At 54.6% G+C, this 23,823-nt stretch carries 16 protein-coding genes; 5 read left to right on the top strand and 11 right to left on the bottom strand.

Going from position 1 to position 23,823, the window contains the following annotated elements; all coding sequences use genetic code 11:
* Positions 1–407 precede the first annotated feature (407 nt).
* Positions 408–1,988 (top strand): SagB/ThcOx family dehydrogenase, encoded by a 1,581-nt coding sequence (locus tag SYN7336_RS20490; RefSeq protein WP_227498551.1) that lies wholly within the window; start codon positions 408–410, stop codon positions 1,986–1,988.
* Positions 1,989–2,000: 12 nt separating this feature from the next.
* Here SYN7336_RS20490 and SYN7336_RS20485 read toward each other — a convergent pair whose 3' ends face one another.
* Positions 2,001–2,210 (bottom strand): hypothetical protein, encoded by a 210-nt coding sequence (locus SYN7336_RS20485; RefSeq protein ID WP_017327812.1) that lies wholly within the window; start codon positions 2,208–2,210, stop codon positions 2,001–2,003.
* Positions 2,211–2,441: 231 nt separating this feature from the next.
* On the bottom strand, positions 2,442–3,650 hold the full coding sequence (locus tag SYN7336_RS20480) for a transaldolase (RefSeq protein ID WP_017327811.1): 1,209 nt from the start codon (positions 3,648–3,650) through the stop codon (positions 2,442–2,444).
* A 335-nt stretch (positions 3,651–3,985) separates the two neighbouring features.
* Here SYN7336_RS20480 and SYN7336_RS20475 point away from each other — a divergent pair, with 335 nt between their 5' ends.
* Positions 3,986–5,422 carry a hypothetical protein gene (locus tag SYN7336_RS20475; RefSeq protein ID WP_017327810.1) on the top strand — a complete coding sequence of 479 codons (1,437 nt, stop codon included), beginning with the start codon at positions 3,986–3,988 and terminating at the stop codon, positions 5,420–5,422.
* Between the two features lie 16 nt (positions 5,423–5,438).
* On the opposite strand, the gene trpD is transcribed toward SYN7336_RS20475, so the two are convergent.
* Positions 5,439–6,479: an anthranilate phosphoribosyltransferase gene (gene trpD / locus SYN7336_RS20470; RefSeq protein WP_017327809.1), complete on the bottom strand. Its 1,041-nt coding sequence runs from the start codon at positions 6,477–6,479 to the stop codon at positions 5,439–5,441.
* Positions 6,480–6,711: 232 nt separating this feature from the next.
* Between trpD and psbD the strand changes: the two genes are divergently transcribed.
* Positions 6,712–7,770 (top strand): photosystem II D2 protein (photosystem q(a) protein), encoded by a 1,059-nt coding sequence (psbD, locus tag SYN7336_RS20465; protein ID WP_017326114.1) that lies wholly within the window; start codon positions 6,712–6,714, stop codon positions 7,768–7,770.
* Positions 7,771–8,115: 345 nt separating this feature from the next.
* On the opposite strand, the gene SYN7336_RS20460 is transcribed toward psbD, so the two are convergent.
* From SYN7336_RS20460 to SYN7336_RS20420, 8 genes are all read right to left on the bottom strand, one after another.
* The gene (locus tag SYN7336_RS20460; RefSeq protein WP_017327808.1) at positions 8,116–8,814 is read right to left on the bottom strand and encodes an MBL fold metallo-hydrolase; all 699 of its coding nucleotides are present in this window, start codon (positions 8,812–8,814) and stop codon (positions 8,116–8,118) included.
* A gap of 75 nt (positions 8,815–8,889) precedes the next feature.
* Positions 8,890–9,357, bottom strand: a complete 468-nt coding sequence (locus SYN7336_RS20455; RefSeq protein WP_026101187.1) for a YeeE/YedE family protein — start codon at positions 9,355–9,357, stop codon at positions 8,890–8,892.
* A gap of 29 nt (positions 9,358–9,386) precedes the next feature.
* Positions 9,387–9,809 (bottom strand): YeeE/YedE family protein, encoded by a 423-nt coding sequence (locus SYN7336_RS20450; RefSeq protein WP_017327806.1) that lies wholly within the window; start codon positions 9,807–9,809, stop codon positions 9,387–9,389.
* A gap of 83 nt (positions 9,810–9,892) precedes the next feature.
* Entirely contained in the window at positions 9,893–11,029 is a 1,137-nt protein-coding gene (locus SYN7336_RS20445) for a site-2 protease family protein (RefSeq protein WP_017327805.1), read from the bottom strand.
* Positions 11,030–11,816: 787 nt separating this feature from the next.
* Positions 11,817–13,331 carry a uroporphyrinogen-III C-methyltransferase gene (gene cobA, locus SYN7336_RS20435; protein ID WP_017327803.1) on the bottom strand — a complete coding sequence of 505 codons (1,515 nt, stop codon included), beginning with the start codon at positions 13,329–13,331 and terminating at the stop codon, positions 11,817–11,819.
* 3 nt (positions 13,332–13,334) lie between these two features.
* Complete coding sequence (locus SYN7336_RS20430; protein ID WP_017327802.1) at positions 13,335–13,613, bottom strand: hypothetical protein; 279 nt, start codon at positions 13,611–13,613, stop codon at positions 13,335–13,337.
* A gap of 70 nt (positions 13,614–13,683) precedes the next feature.
* A complete protein-coding gene (locus SYN7336_RS20425) occupies positions 13,684–14,856 on the bottom strand; it encodes an anhydro-N-acetylmuramic acid kinase (protein WP_202951209.1) in 1,173 nt (390 codons plus the stop codon).
* Between the two features lie 189 nt (positions 14,857–15,045).
* Positions 15,046–17,760: a calcium-binding protein gene (locus tag SYN7336_RS20420; protein WP_083885834.1), complete on the bottom strand. Its 2,715-nt coding sequence runs from the start codon at positions 17,758–17,760 to the stop codon at positions 15,046–15,048.
* Between the two features lie 1,163 nt (positions 17,761–18,923).
* Here SYN7336_RS20420 and SYN7336_RS28345 point away from each other — a divergent pair.
* Together SYN7336_RS28345 and SYN7336_RS31275 are read left to right on the top strand one after the other, a co-directional pair.
* The gene (locus SYN7336_RS28345; protein ID WP_017327799.1) at positions 18,924–20,441 is read left to right on the top strand and encodes a calcium-binding protein; all 1,518 of its coding nucleotides are present in this window, start codon (positions 18,924–18,926) and stop codon (positions 20,439–20,441) included.
* An 827-nt stretch (positions 20,442–21,268) separates the two neighbouring features.
* On the top strand, positions 21,269–23,782 hold the full coding sequence (locus tag SYN7336_RS31275; RefSeq protein WP_017327798.1) for a calcium-binding protein: 2,514 nt from the start codon (positions 21,269–21,271) through the stop codon (positions 23,780–23,782).
* The last annotated feature ends 41 nt before the right edge of the window (positions 23,783–23,823 follow it).

The following is a 23,823-nucleotide window of genomic DNA, read 5'->3' as shown; positions in this document are numbered from 1 at the left end:
TGAGGCATGGATGAGATTATTCTGAGCTTACCCAGTTAGATGTATTTTTTTACTGAAATTGCACGTTTTTAGATCTGTCCTAAGAGGATATACTCAGGTACCTACACAAAGCCATGTAGAGTGTCATTTTATTTGCAATAAATTTTACTTTAATTGTGGCGATGCTCGCGGCTTAGAGCTGCTGGTCGAGTACGAGGAAAATTAGACATAGTGAAAATACTGAGCTGAAGGACGGCGTTACAGATGGCGCCCAGATATCTCGCATGCTTGTTTGATAAAGGGTTGAAACCCTGGAGTGTTGCCAAAAATGGAACTCTGGCTCGAGCCATTCTCCGTTCCCGATTGTGTTGACAGAACAGGAACGTCTCTCGACAATTCGCTTATGGACTTACTCAGGCCCGCCCATCGTGTTTGCCATTAGCCCGCACTATCACGAATTCACCAAGTACGCACCTGAAACATTGGCGCAGCAGAGTCGCCAGTTAGATTGGGATAACCAGCCCGAGCCGTTCAAAACCTATCCCATCGGCCAGCGATTGGAACTCAAGCCCCATCTCGCCCTCAATCCAGAGGTTGGCGAGCGGGGGCGAAGACTGTTACAGCGTATCTCTCGACTGCTGCTAATGAGCTATGGGGTGACGGCTCGAATTCCTCAAGCCGATCGCCAGCTCTATCTCAGAACGGCACCGTCAGCAGGGGGTCTCTATCCTGCCGAACTGTATCTCCTGTCTCGCGGTCTGGAGCAGTTACCTGCCGGTATCTATAACTATCAAGTGCGAGATCATTCCCTGTGGCGCTTTTGGGATGAGTGTAATTGGGTGCAACTGCAGCGCGCCTGTTTCTACCATCCGATGGTGGAGTACAGCCAAATTGTGCTAGTTGCCACGGCCATCTTTTTTCGCTCTGCATGGCGATACGAAGATCGCGCCTACCGTCGCGTCTGTTTGGATACGGGTCACCTGCTCGGCAATATTGAGTTGGCGGCCAACATGACGGGCTTTCGCATCGCCACCATCGGGGAATATCGCGATCGCGATATCGAACGACTGCTTTCCCTCGAAGGGCGCGAAGAAGCGCCCCTGTTGGTACTGCCCCTTCAGGATCTGCTGCAGGCTCCGATGGTGACTCGCTATCGCCTCCAGTGGGAGGGGGAGCGCCCCAAACCCGCTCCGACCCCCCCCGATATCCAGCGGGGAGAATGGCTGTCGTACCTGCACGAACACACCCGCATTGAAGCATCCGATCTGAACCCACGCATCTGGAGCCCCCTCCCCCCGCTGCCCCACGAGCAAGTGGAGCCCAGTCACGGGGATGACAGGCCCGACCTCAAACCCAACGGCGACAAATACAATTTTCCCTTTTGCGATCGCATCGAGACTGAAACAGACAGCATTCAGTGGGGGGAGATGCTGCAGGCTCTGGCGGAAATTATGTTGACGAGGCGATCGACTCGACAGTTCACAGGAGAAGGTATCTCTCAGCAAGAACTCTTGCAATTACTGGACTTCAGCTACCATTGCGAACACTATCGCCCGCAGGGTCTCGATCCGCTGCCAGACTCTTTAGACCTCTCGCTGGTGGAAACATTTGTGGCGATCGATCGCGTCTCGGGACTCGATCCGGGGTGCTACTACTATGCCCCTCAAGCTCAGGAACTGCGTCAAATTCGCTTCAAATCCTTTCGCCAAGAATTGCACTATCTCTGTTTGGGGCAAGACTTGGGTCGAGATGCAGCGGCGATCGTGTTCCACACTGCCGATCTCGATCGCGCCATTGCTCGGTACGGCGATCGCAGCTATCGCTATCTCCATCTCGATGCTGGGCGGCTGGGGCAACGGCTCAACTTAGCTGCCGTCCAGTTAGGCTTGGGGGTCAGTGGAATTGCAGGATTTTTCGACAACCTCGTCAACGAGGTTCTGGGGATACCGGCTGAAGAAGCGGTTCTCTATCTAACTGCCATCGGCCAGCCGCGATCGCCCGATGCTTAGCCCCGCCAATCTCTAGAAAGATGAAGCAATTTCGCGAATGAGGGGTAACCGGTTGGTGATGTAGGAATTGAGCGCAGAGGGCTCTAACTGGTCGAGATCGGGTTGACGCTTGCAGGCGTCAAGCAGAATGGGAACGAGTTGGTCGTCATCCTGGCGCGGCAATCCGCTCCAGTCGAGACTGTCGATCGTCCTCCAAAACTGGCGGATAGCAACAGGAGTCATACACTTCTCACCTTTAGGATCTTTTAACGTTTACACTATAATGCCCTGTGCCGCCAGCAACCGTGTCGGATGTAGCGAGTGTGATAACTCGACATAATCCGTAAGCTTTAGGGGTTTTTCGACAAATTAGGACTGTGGCAAGCTGACTTTGGGGAAAGGGCGAGGTGGCAGTAGCAGTGCAAGCGGGCTCCTGCGACTGCCAGTCGATAGCGGTGCTGGGAGCGTTGAGATTCAATGCACGGGAGTGGCACTTGCCGATTGCTCGAACAGGTTGAGAGGTAGAGCAGCTCCCAAGCCCGCTGCGATTTCTGCAGGAGCCACTTTCCCGTCGCCATCCACATCGAAGGCGTCAAACACGGCATCGGTCCCGCCCCATTCTTCGCGGGTAATAAACCCATCTTCGTCCATGTCATAAACCAGAAAGAGATCCTGTGCGGCATGGCTGACCGCGTCTCGTTCCTCTTCTAAACGAGTTAGCCGCACCTTCAAGAGCTCTTCCAAAACTTCCAGTGCTTTAGAAAACCCTTTAATCCCTTCAGCCAATTTCTCTGACGCCATTCGATTGTCAGCGTGCATGCGGTCGAAGTTCGCTTTATCCATCGGGATCTTCTCGATCTCGGCCTCTGCGGCTAACGCCGGGTCCAGTTTGCGGGGCAACTCCGCTTGCGTCGATCGCAATTGCTCCAACAACTTCGGCGAAATGGTCAGCAGGTCGCATCCGGCCAGTTCGCAAATCTCGCCAATATTCCTAAAGCTCGCCCCCATCACTTCAGTGGCATAGCCAAATTTCTTGTAATAGTTGTAGATCTCGGTTACCGACAGTACGCCAGGATCTTCTGTGGAGGGATAGCTGTCTCGCCCTGTATCCTTCTTATGCCAATCTAAAATGCGGCCCACAAATGGCGAAATTAGCGTTACCCCTGCTTCGGCGCAAGCCACCGCCTGATGGAGGCCAAACAGGAGAGTTAAGTTGCAATGGATGCCTTCTGTTTCCAAAATTTCGGCGGCGCGGATGCCCTCCCAGGTGGAGGCTATCTTAATTAAGATGCGATCGCGGGAGACTCCTGCTGCTTCGTAGGCAGAAATCAAAAACCGAGCTTTCTCGAGGGTGGCTTCTGTGTCGTAAGACAGCCGCGCATCCACTTCTGTCGAGACGCGCCCCGGCACAATCTGCAAAATTTTGAGGCCGAATGCCACCGCAAGGCGATCGAACGCGAGGGCAACCACATCGGCGGGCGAGGCATCGGCCCCCAGTTCGGCGCTGGCCTGTTTGAGGGTGTCGTCCACAATCTCGCGATACTCGGGCATCTGAGCCGCTGCACCAATCAGAGACGGGTTAGTGGTGGCATCCCGTGGCGTGAACTGTTCGATCGCCTGTATGTCGCCCGTATCGGCGACAACGACGGTGACCTCTTTGAGTCGATCCAGTAACGTAGGCATCTGTTTGGGCTCCTCAAATAGTGCCGGGAGAATCTATTACAGTTCTATCGATGAAATCGCCGATTGCGACCATCGATCGGGATAGTTTTAGTGTTGCGGCAATATTGAAGCCGCGAGATCGCCCGCGACCGTGATTGCCAGCAGCCTAACAAGGCTCTGAAGGGGCCGTCATGATTCCAGTCTGTATTTGCACAGGTTTCATTTGAGTGGGGTAAATTCGCTTGCTTCAGCTATGATGCCAGCACGACAGACTTCCGGCCTCGCTTGTGTTGCTCCAACGCCTCTCCAGATCTCTGCGCTCCAGATATTGCTTTCGCTCGCTCGCGTTCGTCGGAATGCTCTGGGGGTTGCTGCTCATCCCTCCATTGCCCTCCCCCAATCCACCCGGTCAACCGGAGACATTCTCCCCCGAGCGCAGCGAGCGGCTCTATCCGGCCTGGGCCGTAGATGTGGGCAGGCGTATGCGCACCTTACGATTGGGGGTGCCAACCGTCGATCGAGTCGTTCTGGTACCCGATACGGCCACATTCTTAGAGGCAATCGAACAGTGGAGTCTCGCGGGGCGATGGCCCATCTTAATCGAGGACGATCGCTATACCCCCTTATTCCTACAGCGGTTTCAACCCGCCGAAATCATTCGCTTGCCTGCCGCCGAAACCCCTGTACCCAGCGGGTCCGCATTGCCAGCTCGCCTCCGACAAGCCGCCGCCACCGCCTGGAATGCAGCCGATACCGACAGTCTGTATCGGCAGTGGGGAAGCCTGCACTGGAGGCCACCAGGGGCGGTAGTGGCGATCGCAGGCGATCCCGCTTGGCCGGCAGCCCTTGCCTTGGCTGCCGATCGGGGACAGCCACTGCTGTTTTTGGAGGGGAATTATCGCAGACATGGCGATCGCCTGTTAGCTCGCCAGTGGCAAGCCTTAACTGCTGAAGTGGAAGCCAAAGTAGCGGCAACGGGGTTTTCGTATGGAGACTTGGGCGATGCAATCGAGACGGTCACTCTGGTGGGGGATGTGCCCGTGAAGTATGCGCCGGATGTGGGAGCCGAGCCCAGGTCGGTGACCGATGGGTTGGCTCGCTTCCCAACAGGACAGAGATGGGCGGTGGCAAGCGCGATTGCCGGTGGGAGCGAGCGGTCGCTGTATCAAGCAATGGCCGCTATTTTTTTGGCTCGGGAGACAGCACTGCTGTACGACAGCTATGGGGCGGGGGAACCTTGGCAGGTTTACGAGCTAGAAACCTCAGCTCGCCAATTAGCTCGAGCGGGGATAGAGACTCAATTGGTGCAGCGACCTGAAGCCACGCGATCGGGGTGGTTGGAGTTGGGGGCAGAGCCTTTGGGGTTCGATCTGATGTGGATGAATTCCCTGGGTGGCCCCCACAGTTTCGATGTGGGGGGCGAGCGAGCGGCGGTGCAAGATATTCCCAGTTTAGAAGTGCCGCTGGCCATTTATTTGATTCACAGTTTCTCGGCTGCCGATCCCGAGGATGGCAATACTGTGGCAGGGCGGTGGCTGGAGAATGGAGCTTATTTCTATGTCGGTAGCGTCCACGAACCGTTTTTGTCCGCATTTGTACCCCCGAAGATCGCGATCGATCGCCTTCTGAGGGGAATTCCTCTGGCGATCGCCTCTCGCTGGCTCGATTCTCGACCCTGGAGAGTGACCGCGATTGGCGATCCGTTGATGGGGTTGGTGTCGAGGCGAGCGCGCCTAGCCCCCGCTCACTCGCCCTATCCCGCGATCGAGGCAAGCACACAAGGCCAGTCCTAAATCCAAACCAGATTGTCTAGCCCTTCAAAAAGTCCACCAGCACCGTTAACTTCTGCCAAGCTGCGCCACTGGCCAAGATCGCCTGCGCTCGCTCGATCCCTTCCCCCCAATTTTCCACTACGCCCGCCACCCATAGGGCTAGAGCTGTATTGAGAGCAACTACCTGGGTCTGTGGGGCCGTTGCCTTGCCCTGCAAGACCGCCCGCAGAATGGCCGCATTGTGCTCCACCTCGCCCCCCTTCAAGTCGGCAAGCGTTGCTGGCGTCAATCCCAGCGCCTGCGGATCGATCGCGGCAGTCGTAACCGCACCGCCTGCGAGCAGAGCTAAATCGGTGGGTGCGCCCAAGCCCGCTTCGTCCAAGCCCTCGCGACCGTGGAGGGCGATCGCCCGCTGGCAGCCCAGCAACTGTAATGCTTCGGCGATCGTCATCACCAACTTGGGGCTGTATACCCCCACCACCTGACCGGTGGGTCCCAACGGATTCACCAGCGGTCCTAACAAATTGAAGATGGTGCGCACCTTCAGGGTTTTGCGGTAGGGCACCACTGCCTTCATGGCCGGGTGCCAGCCTGGAGCAAACAGAAAGGTAATGCCGACCGCTTCTACTGCCGCCCGAATGCGATCGCCGGGAGCCTGCAAATTCACCCCCAATGCTTCTAGGACATCGGCAGAGCCCACTTTGCTAGAGGCCGAACGGTTGCCGTGCTTGGCCACTGGGATGCCAGCCGCTGCGACCGCAAACGCCACCGCTGTCGAGATATTAAACGTCCCGGCTCCATCGCCACCCGTGCCGCAGGTATCGACTAAGACTGGCAAATCGAGTGGATCGCCCTTAGAGGCCCGCTGCAACACCCGCGCCATGCCCGCCAATTCCGCGGCAGTAACCCCTTTAGCTTGCAGTGCCGCCAATAACGCCCCCGACATCGCGTCAGCCACTTGGCCGGCCAGCCAGCCATTCATTAACTGCTCCGCCTGCCTCTCGGATAGCGACTCGCCATCTAACAACTGCTGCAGCACTTGAGGCCAAAGATCGGCGGTTGGGGCAGTGGCGGTCATGGCTCAGTCCGAGGGGTCGCACTTATTTTAGTCGGGCAGCGACCTCGTGGGACCACTATGTGAGCGGTTCTGCAGGTCGAGGGGATAGACCTTTCCGCCAATTACCAGAACGTGACCTATAATGAGAAGGTTCGCAAACTATCTTTACAGTCTTCATTGTGACAAGCAAGTTCGATCGTCAGTAGTTTGCGCGTTTTTATCTGTATATTTTCCCTGTTTGGAGGTTGATTCCATGACCATTGCAATGGGTCGCGGTCAAGTCAGCCGGGGCTGGTTCGACATCATGGACGACTGGCTCAAGCGGGACCGCTTCGTTTTCGTAGGCTGGTCCGGCTTGCTGCTTTTTCCCTGTGCGTTCCTGTCCATCGGCGGTTGGCTGACCGGTACAACGTTTGTAACTTCTTGGTACACCCACGGATTGGCGAGCTCCTATCTCGAAGGGGCGAACTTCCTGACGGTGGCCGTCTCCACCCCGGCTGAAAGCATGGGTCACTCCCTGCTGCTGCTGTGGGGCCCCGAAGCCCAAGGGGACTTCACCCGCTGGTGCCAAATCGGCGGTCTGTGGACCTTCGTCGCCTTGCACGGTGCTTTTGCCCTGATCGGCTTCATGCTGCGTCAGTTCGAGGTGGCTCGTTTGGTGGGGATTCGTCCCTATAACGCGATCGCCTTCTCCGCGCCGATTGCGGTGTTTGTGTCGGTGTTTTTGATGTACCCCTTGGGGCAAGCGGGCTGGTTTTTTGCCCCCAGCTTTGGGGTGGCGGCAATTTTCCGCTTCTTGCTGTTTTTGCAAGGGTTCCACAACTGGACGCTCAATCCCTTCCACATGATGGGGGTGGCCGGCGTGCTGGGGGGTGCGCTGCTGTGTGCCATTCACGGCGCGACGGTGGAGAACACCTTGTACGAAGATGAAGATTCGGCCAACACCTTCCGCGCCTTCGAGCCCACGCAGGCGGAAGAGACCTACTCGATGGTGACGGCGAACCGATTCTGGAGTCAGATTTTCGGGATTGCCTTTTCCAACAAGCGCTGGCTGCACTTTTTCATGCTGTTTGTGCCGGTGATGGGGTTGTGGATGGCGTCGATTGGCATTGTGGGTGTGGCCTTGAATCTGCGGGCATACGACTTTGTCAGCCAGGAGATTCGGGCGGCGGAAGACCCCGAGTTCGAGACGTTCTACACCAAGAACATCCTGCTCAATGAAGGGATTCGCGCTTGGATGGCTCCTCAGGACCAGCCTCAGCGCAACTATGTTTTCCCCGAAGAGGTTCTGCCTCGCGGTAACGCTCTGTAAGCTGAGAGAAAACTTAACCTTTGACGGTCGGGAGTCTTGCCTAGTGCGGGACTCCTGCTTTTTTTTTAAGCCAGACGACCGAGTTTTATCCCTCTAGGGATTGAGACTGTACCGAGAAGGAATGGCAGCGTGTTTCTAATGAGACGCCTAAGTTGGGGGACTGGCTTCTAGCCAATATGAAAGGTTTGGGGGAGATTGAGCTCCCCGACCGCGCCGACCTTCCCCGAGCAGTTCCTTTTGAAGAGGATGCACGATCGTAAACTGATAGTTTTGGGTAACACCTCTTGAGTATGGTGCAGGTCTTAGCCCAAGAGGCAGCAATTGAGAGAGGGGGACTGTGAGCCTTTACGCCGTGACAGCCAAATTTCCACACAGTTCGTTTGCCGGGACTGCCTCCATCATCTTTTTGGGGTGAGGTAAGTCGAGCTGCCCCATGAAGTCGATGAAGCCCGAGCGCGTGCGTCCGGCAAAGCGGGGGTTCCAGCGTTTTTCTTCGCCGATCGTGGAGCAAGTGTGGCCGCGATAGTCGTGGCCCGGATAAACGACGGTCTCCTCGGGCAATGCAAACAGCCGCTGCGTCACCGAATCGTAGAGAATGCCCGCATCGCCACTTTGGAAATCGGTGCGACCGCATCCCCGCACAAACAACGCATCTCCGGTCAGCAGGCGCTCTCCATTCACCCGATAAGCTAAATGGCTGTCGGTGTGGCCGGGAGTCGAGATCGCCTCAATCGCGATCGCTCCCACAGTTAACACTTCGCCATCTGAAATGTGGCGATCGGCGCAAGCGGCACTGGCTCCTGCAGGCACGCACCCCTGGCAACCTGTGGTTTGGCGCAGGCGATCGGTGCCGGTGATGTGATCGGCGTGAATGTGAGTTTCCAGACAGTAAAGCAGTGTTAGTGCCAGCTCTTTTAAGAGTTGGAGATCCCGCTCCACCTGCTCTAACACCGGATCGACCAACACCGCAGTTTTAGCATTGGGGTCGGCAATTAGATAAGTATAGGTACAGGTTTCGCGATCGAACATTTGACGAAATAACATGCTGTGGCCCTCCAGTTAGGCAGCAACAATAGAGCGGCGAACTTTGGCTGTACGGGATAGGTCAGGAGATTGAAACTAGCGCGAAGCAGAGGTTGACGATTGGCTGGGTGGGGGTTGAGTGGGCGAATGGGGACGAGTGGATATCCATCGATAGGTGAGAGAACCGGCGATCGCCGATAGCACGAAGATGGCCGGATTCCACATCCCCAATGTTAGAGCGGTAATGCCGGGGCCGGGGCAATAGCCTGCGATGCCCCAGCCAATGCCAAACAGTGCCGCCCCGACGAGCAAGGGGCGATCGATCGCAGTTTTAGTCGGCAAGAAAAAGCGATCGCCAAACCACGGCTGGGGCAGGCGAAGGACGAAGCGAAAGGCAACAAGCGTGACTCCCACCGCTCCACCCAGCACGAACAGGAGAGTTGGGTCCCACACTCCGGCAATGTCTAGAAAGCCCAGCACCCGCTCGCGGTCAATCATCTGAGACAGACCCAGTCCGAAGCCGAACAAGAGGCCGGATATCAATGCGATCGCTTTCTGTTTCACGAGTTTTCTCCTCCAGGGATGAGTGCTGCTTAAAGTCCAAACAGGTGCCGAATCGCAAATACTGTCATAAAACCCGTTGCCAAAAACGTGAGAACTGCAGCAAAGGAACGACTGGATAAACGCCCCAATCCGCAAACGCCGTGACCGCTGGTGCAGCCACTACCCATGCGGGTGCCCCAACCCACTAAAAAGCCCCCTAGCACCATGCTGGCGGGCACAAAACTCGATCGCGGCGTGGGTAGAGGGGCGATCGCATATTCGTATAGGGCTCCCCCCAGCAACATGCCGAGCAAGAAAATCCACCGCCAACTCTCGGCGGCTGAAAATTGAATTGCGCCGTTGAGAATACCGCTAATGCCAGCAATCCGTCCGTTAAAGGCAAACAGCACAGTAGCACTGATACCGATCGCAACTCCCCCCAGCAAAGCAGTGAACCAGTTAAACTCTGCCATCGATTACTCCACTACAGCCCTAAGTTCATTTTGGCGTTTTCGCCGGGGAGCGAGCCAATCGCCGCTTCGCTAAACTTTGGGCGTCAGAACCGGTGCTGTAAATCGGATAAATCTCCAGTCTGCCGCAACCAATCGGCAATGTCCCGAGCGGAAATGATGCCCTCTAAAGCCCCGTCAAGAATGACTAATACCCTCCCCACCTGCGACTCGTCCATTCTCTTCAACGTGTCGAGTATTTTTTCTTCGGGACGAACGACGACGGTGCGATCGAGGGGCTTCATGATGTCCCCCACTGTCAGCCGCTGCCACTGCTCTCGCGGCACCTGCTTCACCTGATTCAGCGTGACAATGCCGCAGGGATGGCCGCCTCGGAGGACGGGAAAAGAGTGATGGCGTCGGTGCAGAAAATACTCGTCCACCAATTGCTGGAGCGACAGATCGTGGGGGACGGTCTCTGGATGGCGCGTCATCACTTCCCAGGCTTGCACTCCAGCCAAACCCACTTGTAAGAGCTGCTGCTGGTAGCCTGCTTCAGCGGAGTTCTGCAAAAACATACCCATTAAGACAAACCACAGACCGTTGAAAATCAAGCCGCGCAACAGCAGTAATACCCCCAGAAAAACGATTGCGAATCCCAAAGCTTTACCGCTCGACGATGCAATTTGAGTCGCCCGAGTCTGGTTCCCCGTCCATTTCCAAACAATCGCGCGAAACAGGCGACCGCCATCTAAGGGGAAGCCGGGTAGGAGGTTAAAAATGCCGAGGGCTAGATTGATATAGGCCAGGTAGTTGGCGACCCCAGTCACGGCAATGCTCCAGCCAGCCATTCCCCCCACCCATGCAGTTAGGCCGGAGCAGAGGGCGATCGCAAAACTAGCGAGGGGACCGACCACCGCAATTTGAAACTCGTCTCCGGGGGTTTTCGCCTCGCGACTAATGCGGGCCACTCCGCCAAAAATGAATAGAGTAATTCCTTCAATGGGAATCCCTTTCGAGCGGGCGACCAGCGAATGAGACAGCTCGTGGAGCACCAAAGAAACAAAAAAGAGCAGGGTTCCTGCGAGCCCCATGGCTAAGTGAGTCCCGGCGGAGAGCTCTGGAAACTGCGTGGGGAACGCACCTGCGCTTAAGGTCCACAGGATTAGAAAGAAGATAACAAACCAAGAGGCGTCAATTCGAACCTCAAAGCCCCAAATAGAACCGAGTCGAAACCCCTGCACGATTACCTCGTTTGCGATATTGCGCGATCGCGGATTTAGAATGTGTCTATGAACAGTTGAGCCAAGCGCAATGACTAGATTTCTCCAATCGCTAGCCAGAGATTCAGGTTTCTGGCGGGATGAGCATCTCACAAATAGCTTTACTATTATAGTGCAGCACTTGCTAAGCCACCTGTCTTTTAGTTCAGTCGGATATAAATCGAAAGATTGAGATTATACTGACTTGAAATATTTCACAGCAACTTTCATCAAATAAGCCAGTGCAGTCATCATATAGATTCAGTTTGACTCATCTGATTATTAACGCTGTTGTTGGCTGCATTCGCCCCCTAAATCCCCCATTCTGGGGGACTTGAGCACAGTTCCAGTTGAGGGTTGGGAGGCGGGGAAGGCGATGGAGATCGGGATGATTAAAGTTGTAGAACGAAGCCAATAGACTCTCGCAAGTCCCCCACTGGTGGGGGATTTAGGGGGCCGATCGCAATAGTTCTCTCATGCCGATCGAATAGCCGTTCAAACTCTCTTCGAATCCTATAGAAAATTAAATTCTATTTTTGCTACAAGAGTGCAGCGCTTAAATCTTAGCTTTATTTTTGTGTCGCAATCCCTCTGTTGGCAGATCGTAATTCATAAGATCGGCATGTAGGAGTGCAACGCTAGCAGAGAATTGCTGCCGATTGAACTAACTTAACTATACCTTTATGGAGGTGGTTGAGTTGCTAACTGGGCAAACGATTCGACAACGGCGATCGGGGTCTGCGGCGATCGGAGCACAGTTGACCGATCGCTAGCGGTAAAACTGTACGACAGCTTCGACTAAGCCATTGAGGGTGTATTCGCTCGCGCAAATGTCGGTGCGGCCTAACAGATCGTCGCAAGTTTCAGCAGTTTTGGGACCAATGGCGGCAATTTTGGCGCGATCGAGCAGGTTGAAATCAAACTCCTCATTCGTCAACAATTGGTGGAAGTGAAGAACAGTTTTGGAGCTGGCGAAGGTGAGCACGTCCACTTGCTGGTGTTGCAGGAGGGCGAGGACCGCCGGATCGATGCGATCGGGACAGCGGGATTGGTAAGCAGCGACTTCGGCGACTTGCGCGCCGCGAGCGGCGAGATCGCGGATGAGGGTGGCCCGCCCGCCCGATTCGACGCGGGGGAAGAGAATGCGATCGCCGCCAGACAGAGGCAGTGTCTCCGCAAGCGCATCGGCGACAAACTCTGGGGGAATAAAATCGGGGCGAATGCCATATTCCTGCAAAACCTCAGCAGTTTTTCGACCCACAACGGCGACTTTGACTGAGTGCAGGGCGCGACTGTCCAACTCTGTTGCTTGCAATCGCTCGAAGAACGCACGCACCCCATTTCCAGACGCCAGCACCAGCCAGCCAAACGCGGACAACTGGGCGATCGCCTCATCTAATGGTCCGAGATCGGACGGAGGCACAATTTCTAAAGTGGGCATGTCTGCCACCACTGCCCCCAAATCCTGCAGTTGCCGGACAAGTGCGCCCGATTGAGCATTAGCCCGCGTGACAACAACAGTTTTGCCTGCCAGAGGGGTTTTGCCTGTCATGTGGATGTCATCCCTCAATCGAACAGTTTCTCCCACCACTATCACAGCAGGGGACAGTGGAGCCGCTAGCGATGCCATTTGGCGGGCAAACGAAGCCAATTCCCCCGTCCAAACCTGTTGCTCGGGGCGTCCGGCGTGGCGGACTAAGGCGATCGCCGTGGCGGGATCTTTACCGGCAGCCACGAGGCGATCGCACAGTTGAGCTAAACCCCGCGTCCCCATCAAAAACACCACAGTGTCCAATTGGGCGAGTGCTCCCCAAGGGAGGGCATCCAGATCGTGGGCAGTCGCGACGGTCACCGATCGACTCAAAGTTTTTTCAGTCAGAGGAATACCCGCCATCAGCGACCCAGAGATCGCCGCAGAAATCCCCGGCACAATCTCGCAAGCACATCCCGCCGCTCGCAGCGCCCGCACTTCCTCCACCAACCGTCCAAACATGCCCGGATCGCCCGATTTCAGCCGCACGACCCGCAGACCTGCCCGCGCCCGACTGACGGCGAGGCGATCGATCTCCGCCTGTTTCGTGCTGGGCCGACCGCCCCGCTTGCCCGCTCGAATCAGTTCGCAATGGTCGGGCAACGCCGCCAAAACTTGCGGTCCCACCAGATCGTCCGCGATCGCCACCTCAGCCCGTTGCAGGATCTCCCAAGCCCGCAGCGTCAGGGTATCCAATCCCCCCAAGCCAGTACCGACCAGATAGACTTTGCCTGCGCTAGCGCGATTGCCCATCCTTTACCCAGAGATCCACAACAACAGTCCAATCGCCACCGTCACCGCCGCAAATAAGCCATAACTCAGGGGTCGTCGCTCGGCAATGTGCAGTTGGTGCAGGGGTTTGAGCCAGCTCATGCCGAATGTGTCGACAAACCGATCGAGGGCTGTGCGCATGGGATAGGCATAGAGCGATCCCGTATCTTCGAGCAGCACCCAAAACACCAATAACGTGGTGTAGGCCCACAGTGCAGCGGAAACAATGAGCGAAATTGCAACGAGCAAGTGAGAAATCAGCATAGGCGGAGATCGGGCGGCAGGAGATGACTGGGTCTTGGCAAGATATTCTCGTTCCCTCGTTCTCGGTACCCTAACAAAGCGCGAGTAACTGTGGAACATTATGCCGATTTTTGTCCCCATGCAGCTCTCCGAGCAAACATCCATGGCTGGCTCCGGTGACGGAGGGGAGGTTGCCGGGGATTTGGTGCAGTCGCAGGTAGGCGAGGACGGCAAAGGCGATCGCCTCTTTGAGATCGGGGTCGAGGCCCAGCTCGGCGGTGGTGACGACAGGGATGGGGTCGAGATGGTCTTGCAACCGCTGCACGAGATAGGGATTGCGGATACCGCCACCGCATAAGGCAACCCGATCGGGAGGGGCGGGTAAAAAGCGGCGGTAGCTATCGGCGATCGAAACGGCGGTGAGTTCGGTCAGGGTAGCCATGATGTCGCAGTCCGAGAGTCCTGCTGCGGCGCAGTCTGCCAAGCAGCGTTCCAGATAAGCGGCGGAAAACAGTTCGCGGCCTGTGGATTTGGGGGGACGTTGCTGGAAGAATTCCCCTTCGAGCCATTCGTCGACCAAGGGGTGATGGGGGGTGCCGCTGGCGGCCCAACGACCGTCTTTGTCGTAGCTCAGCTTGCCGCCACTGAGTCGGCAAGCGGCAAGATCGATTGGCAGGTTGCCGGGGCCGGTATCCCAACCGACAACTGCCTCTGAGGATGAGAGGGGGGGCAGCAGGGTAACGTTGCCAATGCCGCCAATATTTTGAATGCAGCGACGTTCGCGCTCGTGCCGCAGCAGCAGGGCATCGATGCGGGGTACGAGGGGAGCCCCGTGACCGCCGAGGGCAATATCAGCAGCCCGGAAATTACTGACGGTGGGAATGCCGGTGAGGGCGGCGATCGCCTCGCCGCGACCCAATTGCAAGCTGTAGCCGAGGCGATCGCCCGAGGGCGGACGGTGAAATACGGTTTGACCGTGGGAGCCAATCGCGTCAATAGGACGGCCAGCCGCCACATCCGCGATCGCCGCTGCAAATGCTGCCGCAATGGCATCGTCCACCCGATTCAACTCCGGTAGAGTCAGAGCTTCTCCTCCAGCAATCTCTAAAATGCGCTGGCGCAGTTGAGGCGGGTAGGCGCGAGTTTTAGCCCCGAGCAACTGCACCTGCAAGGGTGCCCCTGCCTGCAGCGAAGGTTGAATCTCGACGCAGACCGCATCGATCGCATCCACCGAAGTGCCGCTCATCACCCCCACAATCCGCAGGGGACGGCAGTTGGCCCAGGTTCGGGGATGGCTCATATCAGACGGATCGGGGTTGAGGATTAACAATCCAGTTTATGTCCGATCGGGTTGGAATTCCCTCAGTCCTAAAATTGCACCCAGATTGAGAGAAACCATTGCGGTATTGCCAAGTGGCAAAACTTGGCAACATCCCCTCGCGATCGATCGCTATCACACAAAGATAAAATTGGCCCCAGTTAAGGCGGTTACCCCCACAACCTGACCAATAATTTCATTGCCGCTAGCGAGAATGAAGGTGTCTCCAGTCCCTAGGGTGCTAATACCTGCAAACGTTGCCCCATTGACCTGGATTTGGTCGGCAGTTTCAAAGCCTTGGATAATGGCTCGATCGCCGAAGCCCAATCCAACACCACCCGGATCGCCACCGGTATAGAAGGCTCCACTGGCATCGCCCAGAACATAGACATCTGGGCTGGGGGGAGCTCCAACCGCCGGTTCAGCCAAAACGGTCTCTGGAACGCCGTCAGCCGGAGAAAAATCGAGGAATAGGCCGCCAATTAAGGTGTCTACCTCGCCGACCTGGGTGCCACCCCCATTGAGGGTGTCGCTGCCAAAGCCGCCCACCAGGGTGTCATTGCCCGTGCCGCCAGAGATACTGTCATTGCCTGAGGGAAAATCGGTCTGAGATAGAGCGAAATCGCTGTCGCTACCATCGAGGAAATCGTTACCGCTCCCTCCTGCAATCGTGTCGGAACCGCCGCGACCGAAAACCGTATCGTTGCCGTTGCCCGCCACGATGTCGTTGTTTTGGCCATCGCCAACGATCGTGTCTCCAAAGGCCGAGCCGATTACGTTCTCGACGTTGGTAATGGTATCAATATCGCCAAAGCCGTCAATGGCGGCATTGTTGGTTAAGTCTACAAAGACGCCAGACGGGTCATTGTCATAGCGAACGGTATCGGTGCCATCGCCCCCATCAATGGTGTCAGCTCCCGATCCCCCTTCCAAGAGATCGCCACCCCCCAAGCCACTGAGAGAATCGTTACCGGCACCGCCATCGAGGGTATCCGACCCTTCGCCCCCCGTGAGGGTATCGTCTCCATCGGTGCCGACTTGGTTGCTGATAAACCCACTGGCATCGAAACCGGTGATTCCCACTAACTGAGCAATGATTTCAATGTCGCCGCCGCCGAGATTGATAAATAGGAAGGTATCTCCACTATCTTCGAAAGACCCCACAGCACTGGGCTGAGTCAGTTGAATGCTATCCACACCTGGCTGGTAGTCGAAAATAATGGCGCGATCGCCAATCCCCAAGTCACCCGCCCCAGCAGCATAGCGGAAACCCGTTTCGGTACCGAGGACAAATGTATCTGCATCTGCAGCCAGCCCGAGGCCGAGTTCATCTTCACTCAAGACAAATATGGGGGCGATCGCCGTTACGGCATCATCCGTGTCTGGATCCCCGTCTGGGTCCGGATCTACACCTCGAAAATAGACCAGTTGTCCGCCATAGAGGCTATCGATCTCTCCAGGCTGGGTGCCCCCTCCATCGAGCAGGTCGTTACCAAAGCCGCCAGTAATCGTATCATTGCCTTCATTGCCAAACAGCTCGTCATCGCCCCCCGAGAAAGAGGCGCTCAAGCTGGGGTCGAGTTCCCTGAGGGCGAAGCCAATGTCGTTCAGGTCGTCAAATGCACCAGTGCCATTACTATCGATGAACTCGCCGTCGCCCCCATCGATAATGTCATCGGCTAAGCCACCCCGAATCGTATCGGAACCACCGCCACCGGCAACATAGTCACTGCCCGATCCCGAAATGACTTCATCGTTGCCATCGACAACGGCCTCGTCCCGGTCTCCGAAAATCTCGTCATTGCCGCCACTGCCGAGAAAGAAATCATTGTCAGCTCCCCCCTCGATGACATCGCGATCGAGACCGCCAGAAATCTCGTCGTCGCCAGCCCCGCCATCGATCGAGTTTTGACCGAACGACTCAATAATTTGGTCGTTGCCATCCCCCCCATCGAGAACATCGTTGCCAAAACCACCCGTAATCAAATCTTCTCCAGCCCCCCCTGCGAGGCTATCCCCACCAATCACCTCTCGGGTGACAGGATCGCGACTATTGTTACCCCCAATCAGGGTATCGTTACCATCGCCGCCAATCAGCAAATCGTCGCCGTTGCCGCCATTCAGGATGTTATCTCCGCCACCCTCTGTCGCCGCCAGCGTATCGTCACCATCATTGCCAAATAGCTGGTTGCTACCCGGCCCGCTAATCAGCAGGTCATTGCCATCGTCACCTCTGAGTAAATCATCGCCATCGCCACTAGTGATTTCGTCATCGCCATCGCCACCTCTGAGCACGTCATCGCTATCGCCACCATCGAGGGTGTCATTGCCTTCATCGCCACCTAAGATGTCTTCTCCAGCCCCGCCAGTGATGCTATCGTCACCCTCGTCGCCAAACAGCAGATCGTCGCCGCCCAAGCCATCAATGGTGTCGTTATCCGGGCCACCTCTAAAAAAGTCACCCGCCTCAGTTCCGATGAATGTTTCTCCAGCTACTAATGCCTGAACGGCCGCAGTTTGCACAAAGTTTTGTGAAAGGTTAGACGTAGGGCTTGCGTCCTCTTCTTCCTCAGAGGAAGAGGGCTCAATGGTATTCTCGGCACTCTCTAGCGGGTCACGACTCGTTTGTGTCGTTGAGGTCTGCGTTGTTGTGGAGTCAGCTCCATTCTCAGCAGTGGGCTCAATACTGCCTTCCAACTCGTCGGTGGTTTCATTCGTGGTTTCGATGAGACTTGCTGCAATGGTGTCTCCAGCAACAGTCGTCTGCGTACTCGTTCTGCCTGTTCTAGTCCGACTCGTCCGCGTGCTCGTTCTGGGACTCGAACCCGAAATCCTAATCCTAGTGGCCATGACTATTATCTCCTAGCGCTTTTGCTAAACACTGAGTTCGATGCTGCGTTCTACCTCGATACCAATCTTTTCTAGTCAGCGATTGAGCGCCTAAACTCGCTTCGATCTCAGATTCTCAAAACATCAGTTTTATGTCTCGCCTTCAAGTCAGCAACACCTCTGACAGATATCCTTGAAGAAAAGTACTGGCTTCAAAAAATTTGTATTTTCCCTGCAGCGATGGTGGCTAGAGCTGACAGCTTCATCATCCGAACATGTGACTACCCCCTCACAGAAGAAACAGGTTACCGGGGCCAGACTCGGTGGGTCTAGCCAGAAGAGCATCCCTTTGAGGTCGAGTGCTTTTTACTCAACCACTCTGAAAATTTTTAGGTTTTTCAGAAGATTCATGTTGCCAAAATGGCAAGGCTTAACTTGTTTGCGATGGAGCTGATTCTTCACGCGCTCGCCCATCTGTGTCGCGTCGCTATACTGTAGGAACAGAGTACGGCAGCAAAATTGAGATGCGGTTGAACGCAACCGAGGAAAATCGAGATTCTCTAATGTTTTCAGAGGCAAGCCAGTATTATGCGATCGCATATCTGTGCAATGTCTACCTCGCTTCGAGGAGATTATCCCCAGATATAAGCGAGCCTGTAGTGTAGACATTTATGAAGTAAAAGCCCTCGAAGGCGCGATCGAAAATCGCATCTAATGATTAACAATTATGACCACATTGAATACAGCTATTGAGGAATGTGGTATGTTCTAGACGGTATGCTAATTTTGGGAGATGCATTGTACCAAAATAGCATGAGCGATCGTAGATCGCTGTAGTTTCAGTATCTAACAGACCTAAAATTGTTTGCCTTGCAGTTCGAGCATCCCAAGATAAAGTATAATAAATGCCTCTTTGGAGGCATCTCTAGTTAGTGCTTGTGGTGGCAGCGTAGATACTGAAATGCCTTTTGTCGAGCTAACTCTTGCTAGATTTTGAAAATACAATAGGTGCCTCAGGCAAGTGTATATGCTCTCGCATTGAGGATATGTGCTCGGCAAATCTCATCCCTTTGAATAGCACCTATCGAAAGTCAATGACATATATAGAGAAGTCGATCTGGCCGATGCTGGCTAAATTTTATATCTAACAGTTTCGGTCTCAGTCTGGGAAGGGAAAATCAGCTATGTTATCTGAAACTTTTTTTCTAGAACCTGTCCAACCCACAGCCCTTTTACCGCCGGTTTCTGTGGAGGCATTTGGCAGCCTCAACCTGTTCGACTTCAGTCAAGAAACGAGCGGGGGATGGGTTCCGGCTGAAGTCGATATGTTAGTCGAGGGCAGTGAAGCCATAACGGTCGGCAACTTCGATACCGTCTTAACAGAAGGGGCAACATTTACGAGTCTGGCGACCGAGCATTATTCAGCGGGCATCGAGGGAACATTTCTGGTTGACAGCGAACTCGATACCAGGACGATCGCCAATTTTGGAATTGCCTCGGGAGATACATTCTCGTTTGATTTCGATGCAGAGATCGATCTATTCGCCCAAGGGATGGATAACCCCGATGCCTTCTTCAGTCAGACGGAAGTCACCACAGCCTTTTTTCTGTTTGACACCACGGATAGTGCTAACCCTAACGTCCTCGATTACTTCATTCTGGATGCCTTTCTCGTCTCTCCGCTAGAGATTAGCGAGATCTCGCTCGATTTCAGCGAAAACATTAGCTTGATTAATGCTGGCGGTACCGCCTATGCCGACGGCACTACGAACATCGCTATGGGGTCTGCACTCGGGAGCTACGAGCGCAGCTTCAGCTCGAACACTCAGCTTTCGCTCGTTTCAATGAATTTGAGTAGCAATTATCTGTTTGGAGATGGCCTAATTGGCACATTGGGAGCAGATGTCATCTATGGCAGCATCTTTGGCGATTTCGCCTTGAGAGGGACCCAGGGTGACGATCGGATATATGCCAGTTTGGGTGACGATTATGTGAATGGCCTGCGCGGCAGCGACACGATTGAAGGGGGGGGAGGCAATGACGAACTCCACGGCAGCCTGGGCGATGATGCCATTCACGGCGGGCGAGGGGATGACGATATCTATGGTGGAGCCGGTAGCGACACGTTGGTTGGAGGCGACGGCGCAGACTACTTCATCTTTCCAGATAATAGCCTGCAGGAAGAAGATATAGATCGCATTAAAGATTTTGAGGTCGATCTCGATCGCATTGGCATCAGCACCACCGAACTGGAGGCCGCGTTTGGCGGGGCAGCTCCGCCTCAGATTTCTGAAGCAGAGTTGGTCGCAGCATGGTTCGCACAGTTGAACGCCGATGGCCGCATTGAGGATACAGCGGAAGGCGTCCAGATCGATCTGTTTGAAGGCGGATCGATCTTTCTGCAAGATGTGACCCTCGCTCAGCTCGATGCGAATGACTTTTTTGCCGCCACCGCAGACAATCTCGATCGCCTCGATTTGCCCAGACGCACCCCTCTAGAAATAGAGCGGCGCAACAATATTGACGAGATCGTTGCGGCGATCGACTTTAGCAACAATGTCTCCCAACTCGACATCGCCGTGGATGCGATTGGAGAGGAAACTCTAATCGATACATCGAATGCAGTGCTAACGGTGGCAGATTCATTCATCAGTGTCACTGGCGCGATCGTGGTTGCTGTCGATACTAAGGAAGAGGCTTGAAATAAGCAGAAACAGGAAAGCCATTCAGTGTAAAAACAGTAGCAGCTTGTTTGAGCTGAATGCACGAACTAAAGTTAAAATTTAGATCGATTGCCAAGATTTTTAAGCATCGATTGGATAGTCTATATTGCCTGGTCCGCGATAATGGTTGAGCTCAAATAATTAAAAATTATGACCGTGTCGAAGGTGGGAATTTAACTACAAACTTTCCATTATAGATTGCTGCAAAATGCGCATTAGCTTTATATATAATTTGTCAAAAATATTCAATTTTCTTTAGCTTTGACGCCATACAATCCACGCGCAATGTATGAATAGTCATTGCACTTTTTAAAAGCCAACCCTAAATCCCAGACTCCCCGTTGTAAAACGTTCGCCCAAAGATTCGCACTGCTAAGCCAAGAATAGCCCTGCTATTGAGATTTGTGACACCACCTAAACAACCCTCTATGCTTTGGATCTATATTATACCTTAAATATATATTGGGAGCCAAAAAAATGTCTTTATAGTATCTGACAGAACCAGTCTTGTTTCTATTACTGTACAAGATTCCCCAAAAGTGTAATAATTAGTCTAATAGAGGGGTTATCTTGTCGACATCCATAGCCACCGACGTAGGTACTGAAAACATATTTTGTTGCAGTCCAATCTTGCCGGACTGTAACAGCCAATAGGCTCTCCGGTCGAGCTTTTTTGCTTTCGTATTGGGGATGTTTGGCAAGCTAAATGCACGCCTTTGGATGGCACATACAGACAAGCTAATCCAGTTAATATTGGCCAAGTTTTATACTAAATATAATTTCGGTCTGGAGAGGGAAAATCAATCATGTCATCTGAAACTTTTTTTTTGTCCCCTGTCTTACCTGTCAGTTCGGAATCGAGTTCTGACGAGGTATTTGGAGGTCTCAGTCTGTTTGACTTCAGCCAAGAAGCGACAGGAGGATGGGTGCCAACCGAAGTCAATATGTTGGTCGCGGGGACTGAAGCCTTAGCTATTGGCAGTCTCGATACTTTCTTAACAGAAGGGCCAACATTTGCCAGTCTGGTGACCGATCGCTTTTCAGCCGGTATAGAGGGGACGTTTCTGGTCGATAGCGAACTCGATACCAGAACGATCTCTAATTTTGAGATTGCCCCCGGCATGACATTCTCATTTGATTTCGACGCAGAAATCGATCTGTTCGCGCAGGGAGCTGAGAACCCCGATGCCTACTTCAGCCAGACGGAACTAACCACTGCCTTTTTTGTAGTGGATACCGCAGATAGCGCCAATCCTAACGTCCTCGATTACTTCATTTTGGATAGCTTTCTCGTCTCTCCTCTGGAGATTAGCGAGATCGAGATCGAGTTCAGCGATAACATCAGCTTGATTGCCCTCGATGGCGGCGCAGATGCCGAGGGCAGCACCAATGCTGCAACGGGGTTCGCATTCGGGACCTACGAGCGTACCTTCGATTCGGGCGCAGAGATTTCGCTCGTTTCAGTTAACTTGAGTAGCAATTATCTGCTGGGAGACGCTCTGATTGGCGCATTGGGCGATGACGTTATCTATGGCAGTATTTTTGGCGATTTTGCCCTCAGAGGCACCCAGGGCGATGACAAGATATATGCCAGCCTGGGGGACGATTTTGTGAATGGCCTGCGCGGCAATGACACGATTGAGGGAGGAGGGGGCAATGACGAGCTCTACGGCAGCCTGGGCAATGATGCCATCCACGGCGGCTGGGGAGACGACAATCTTGACGGCGGTGCTGGCAGAGACTTTTTAGTGGGGGGAGACGGCAGCGACTATTTTATTTTTGCGGATGACAGCTTGCAGGAAGAGGACGTTGATTTCGTTGGAGACTTTGAGGTCGGCCTCGATCGCATTGGCATCAGCGCTACCGAATTGCTGAGTGCGTTTGGCGATGATGTCCTGACTCAATTCTCTGACGATAGCGAGCTGGTTGCAGCCTGGTTCGAACAGTTGAACATTGATGGCCGCATCGATGATACGGCGGATGGCGTTCGGATCGACCTCTATGCGGGCGGCTATATTATTCTGCTCGGCTTAACCGTCAGTCAGTTGGATGCGGGCGACTTTTTTGCCGCCACTGCAGAAAACCTCGATCGCCTCGACCTGCCCAGACGCACCCCTCTAGAAATAGAGCGGCGCAACAATATTGACGAGATCGTCGCGACGACGGACTTTAACAGCAATGTCTCTCAGCTCGACATCCAGGCGGACGCGGTTGGAGAGGACACGTTTGTGGATTCGGAAAACGCAGTCCTGACGGTTGCAGATTCGTTTACCCTCGTGAATGGCTCGATCGAGGTTGCCACTGACACTGACGATATACCCGATCCCGAGCCAGAGTTGCCAAACATTGTTGACGGCACCAATGGGCCAGACGACATTAGCGGTACTCTCGGCATCGATATTATCGAAGCTCTCAATGGCAGTGACGTTGTGGATGGACGGGCTAGCCTCGATGTACAAGACGGCGGCAGAGGAAACGACACTATTCGGGGCCGTAGCGGTAACGATTTCATTTTCGGTGCCTCGGGCAATGACGACCTGAACGGCAACAGGGGCGACGATGTTATTAGCGGCGGTGCCGGCCGGGACACGATCGTAGGGGCATTTGGCAACGATACCCTCGCGGGGGGTGAGGGAGATGACGAGCTGAAGGGCAAAGCTGGCAACGACGATCTCAGTGGCGATCGCGGTAGAGACACGCTCTTCGGCGGTGGGGGCAACGACACCCTCGATGGCGGCGAGGGCCGTGACTTACTGAAAGGCAGAACTGATAGCGATCTGCTCTACGGCGGTGGCGATCGAGATAGTCTCTTGGGCGGTCAGGGGGATGACACCCTCGATGGCGGCGAGGGCAATGACTTGCTAGAAGGCAATGGCGGTAACGATCTGCTGCACGGCGGCGACGATCGAGATAGCCTCTTTGGCCATAGGGGAGATGACACCCTCGATGGCGGCGATGACAATGACTTGCTGCAAGGCAATAGCGGCAACGACACCCTGATTGGCGGCGATGGCAATGACACCTTAGTGGGGGGAATCGGCGATGACTTCCTGCGGGGTGGCTTCGGTAACGACAGCTTGAGCGGCAATGCTGGTTTTAATACCTTTGTGCTAGCAGAGGGAGAAGGACTCGATACTGTGACTGACTTTGAAGTTGGGATGGATAAGTTGGGTCTTGTAGACTTGGGCATCGGCGATGTGAGGGCGATCGGTGCTGGCGGGTTCGCTCTGATTCAGGTTATTGCCACGGGTGAAGATTTGGCGATTCTCTCTGGTGTGGCGGCCTCGAACATCACCGTGGCAGACTTTATGGTGTTGTAGCTCGTCTACTGGACAACCGCCCGACATCGGCCTTGCGCTAC

Source organism: Synechococcus sp. PCC 7336, from assembly GCF_000332275.1.
Classification (GTDB): domain Bacteria; phylum Cyanobacteriota; class Cyanobacteriia; order Thermostichales; family PCC-7336; genus PCC-7336.
This window is presented reverse-complemented; position numbering and strand designations above follow the sequence as displayed.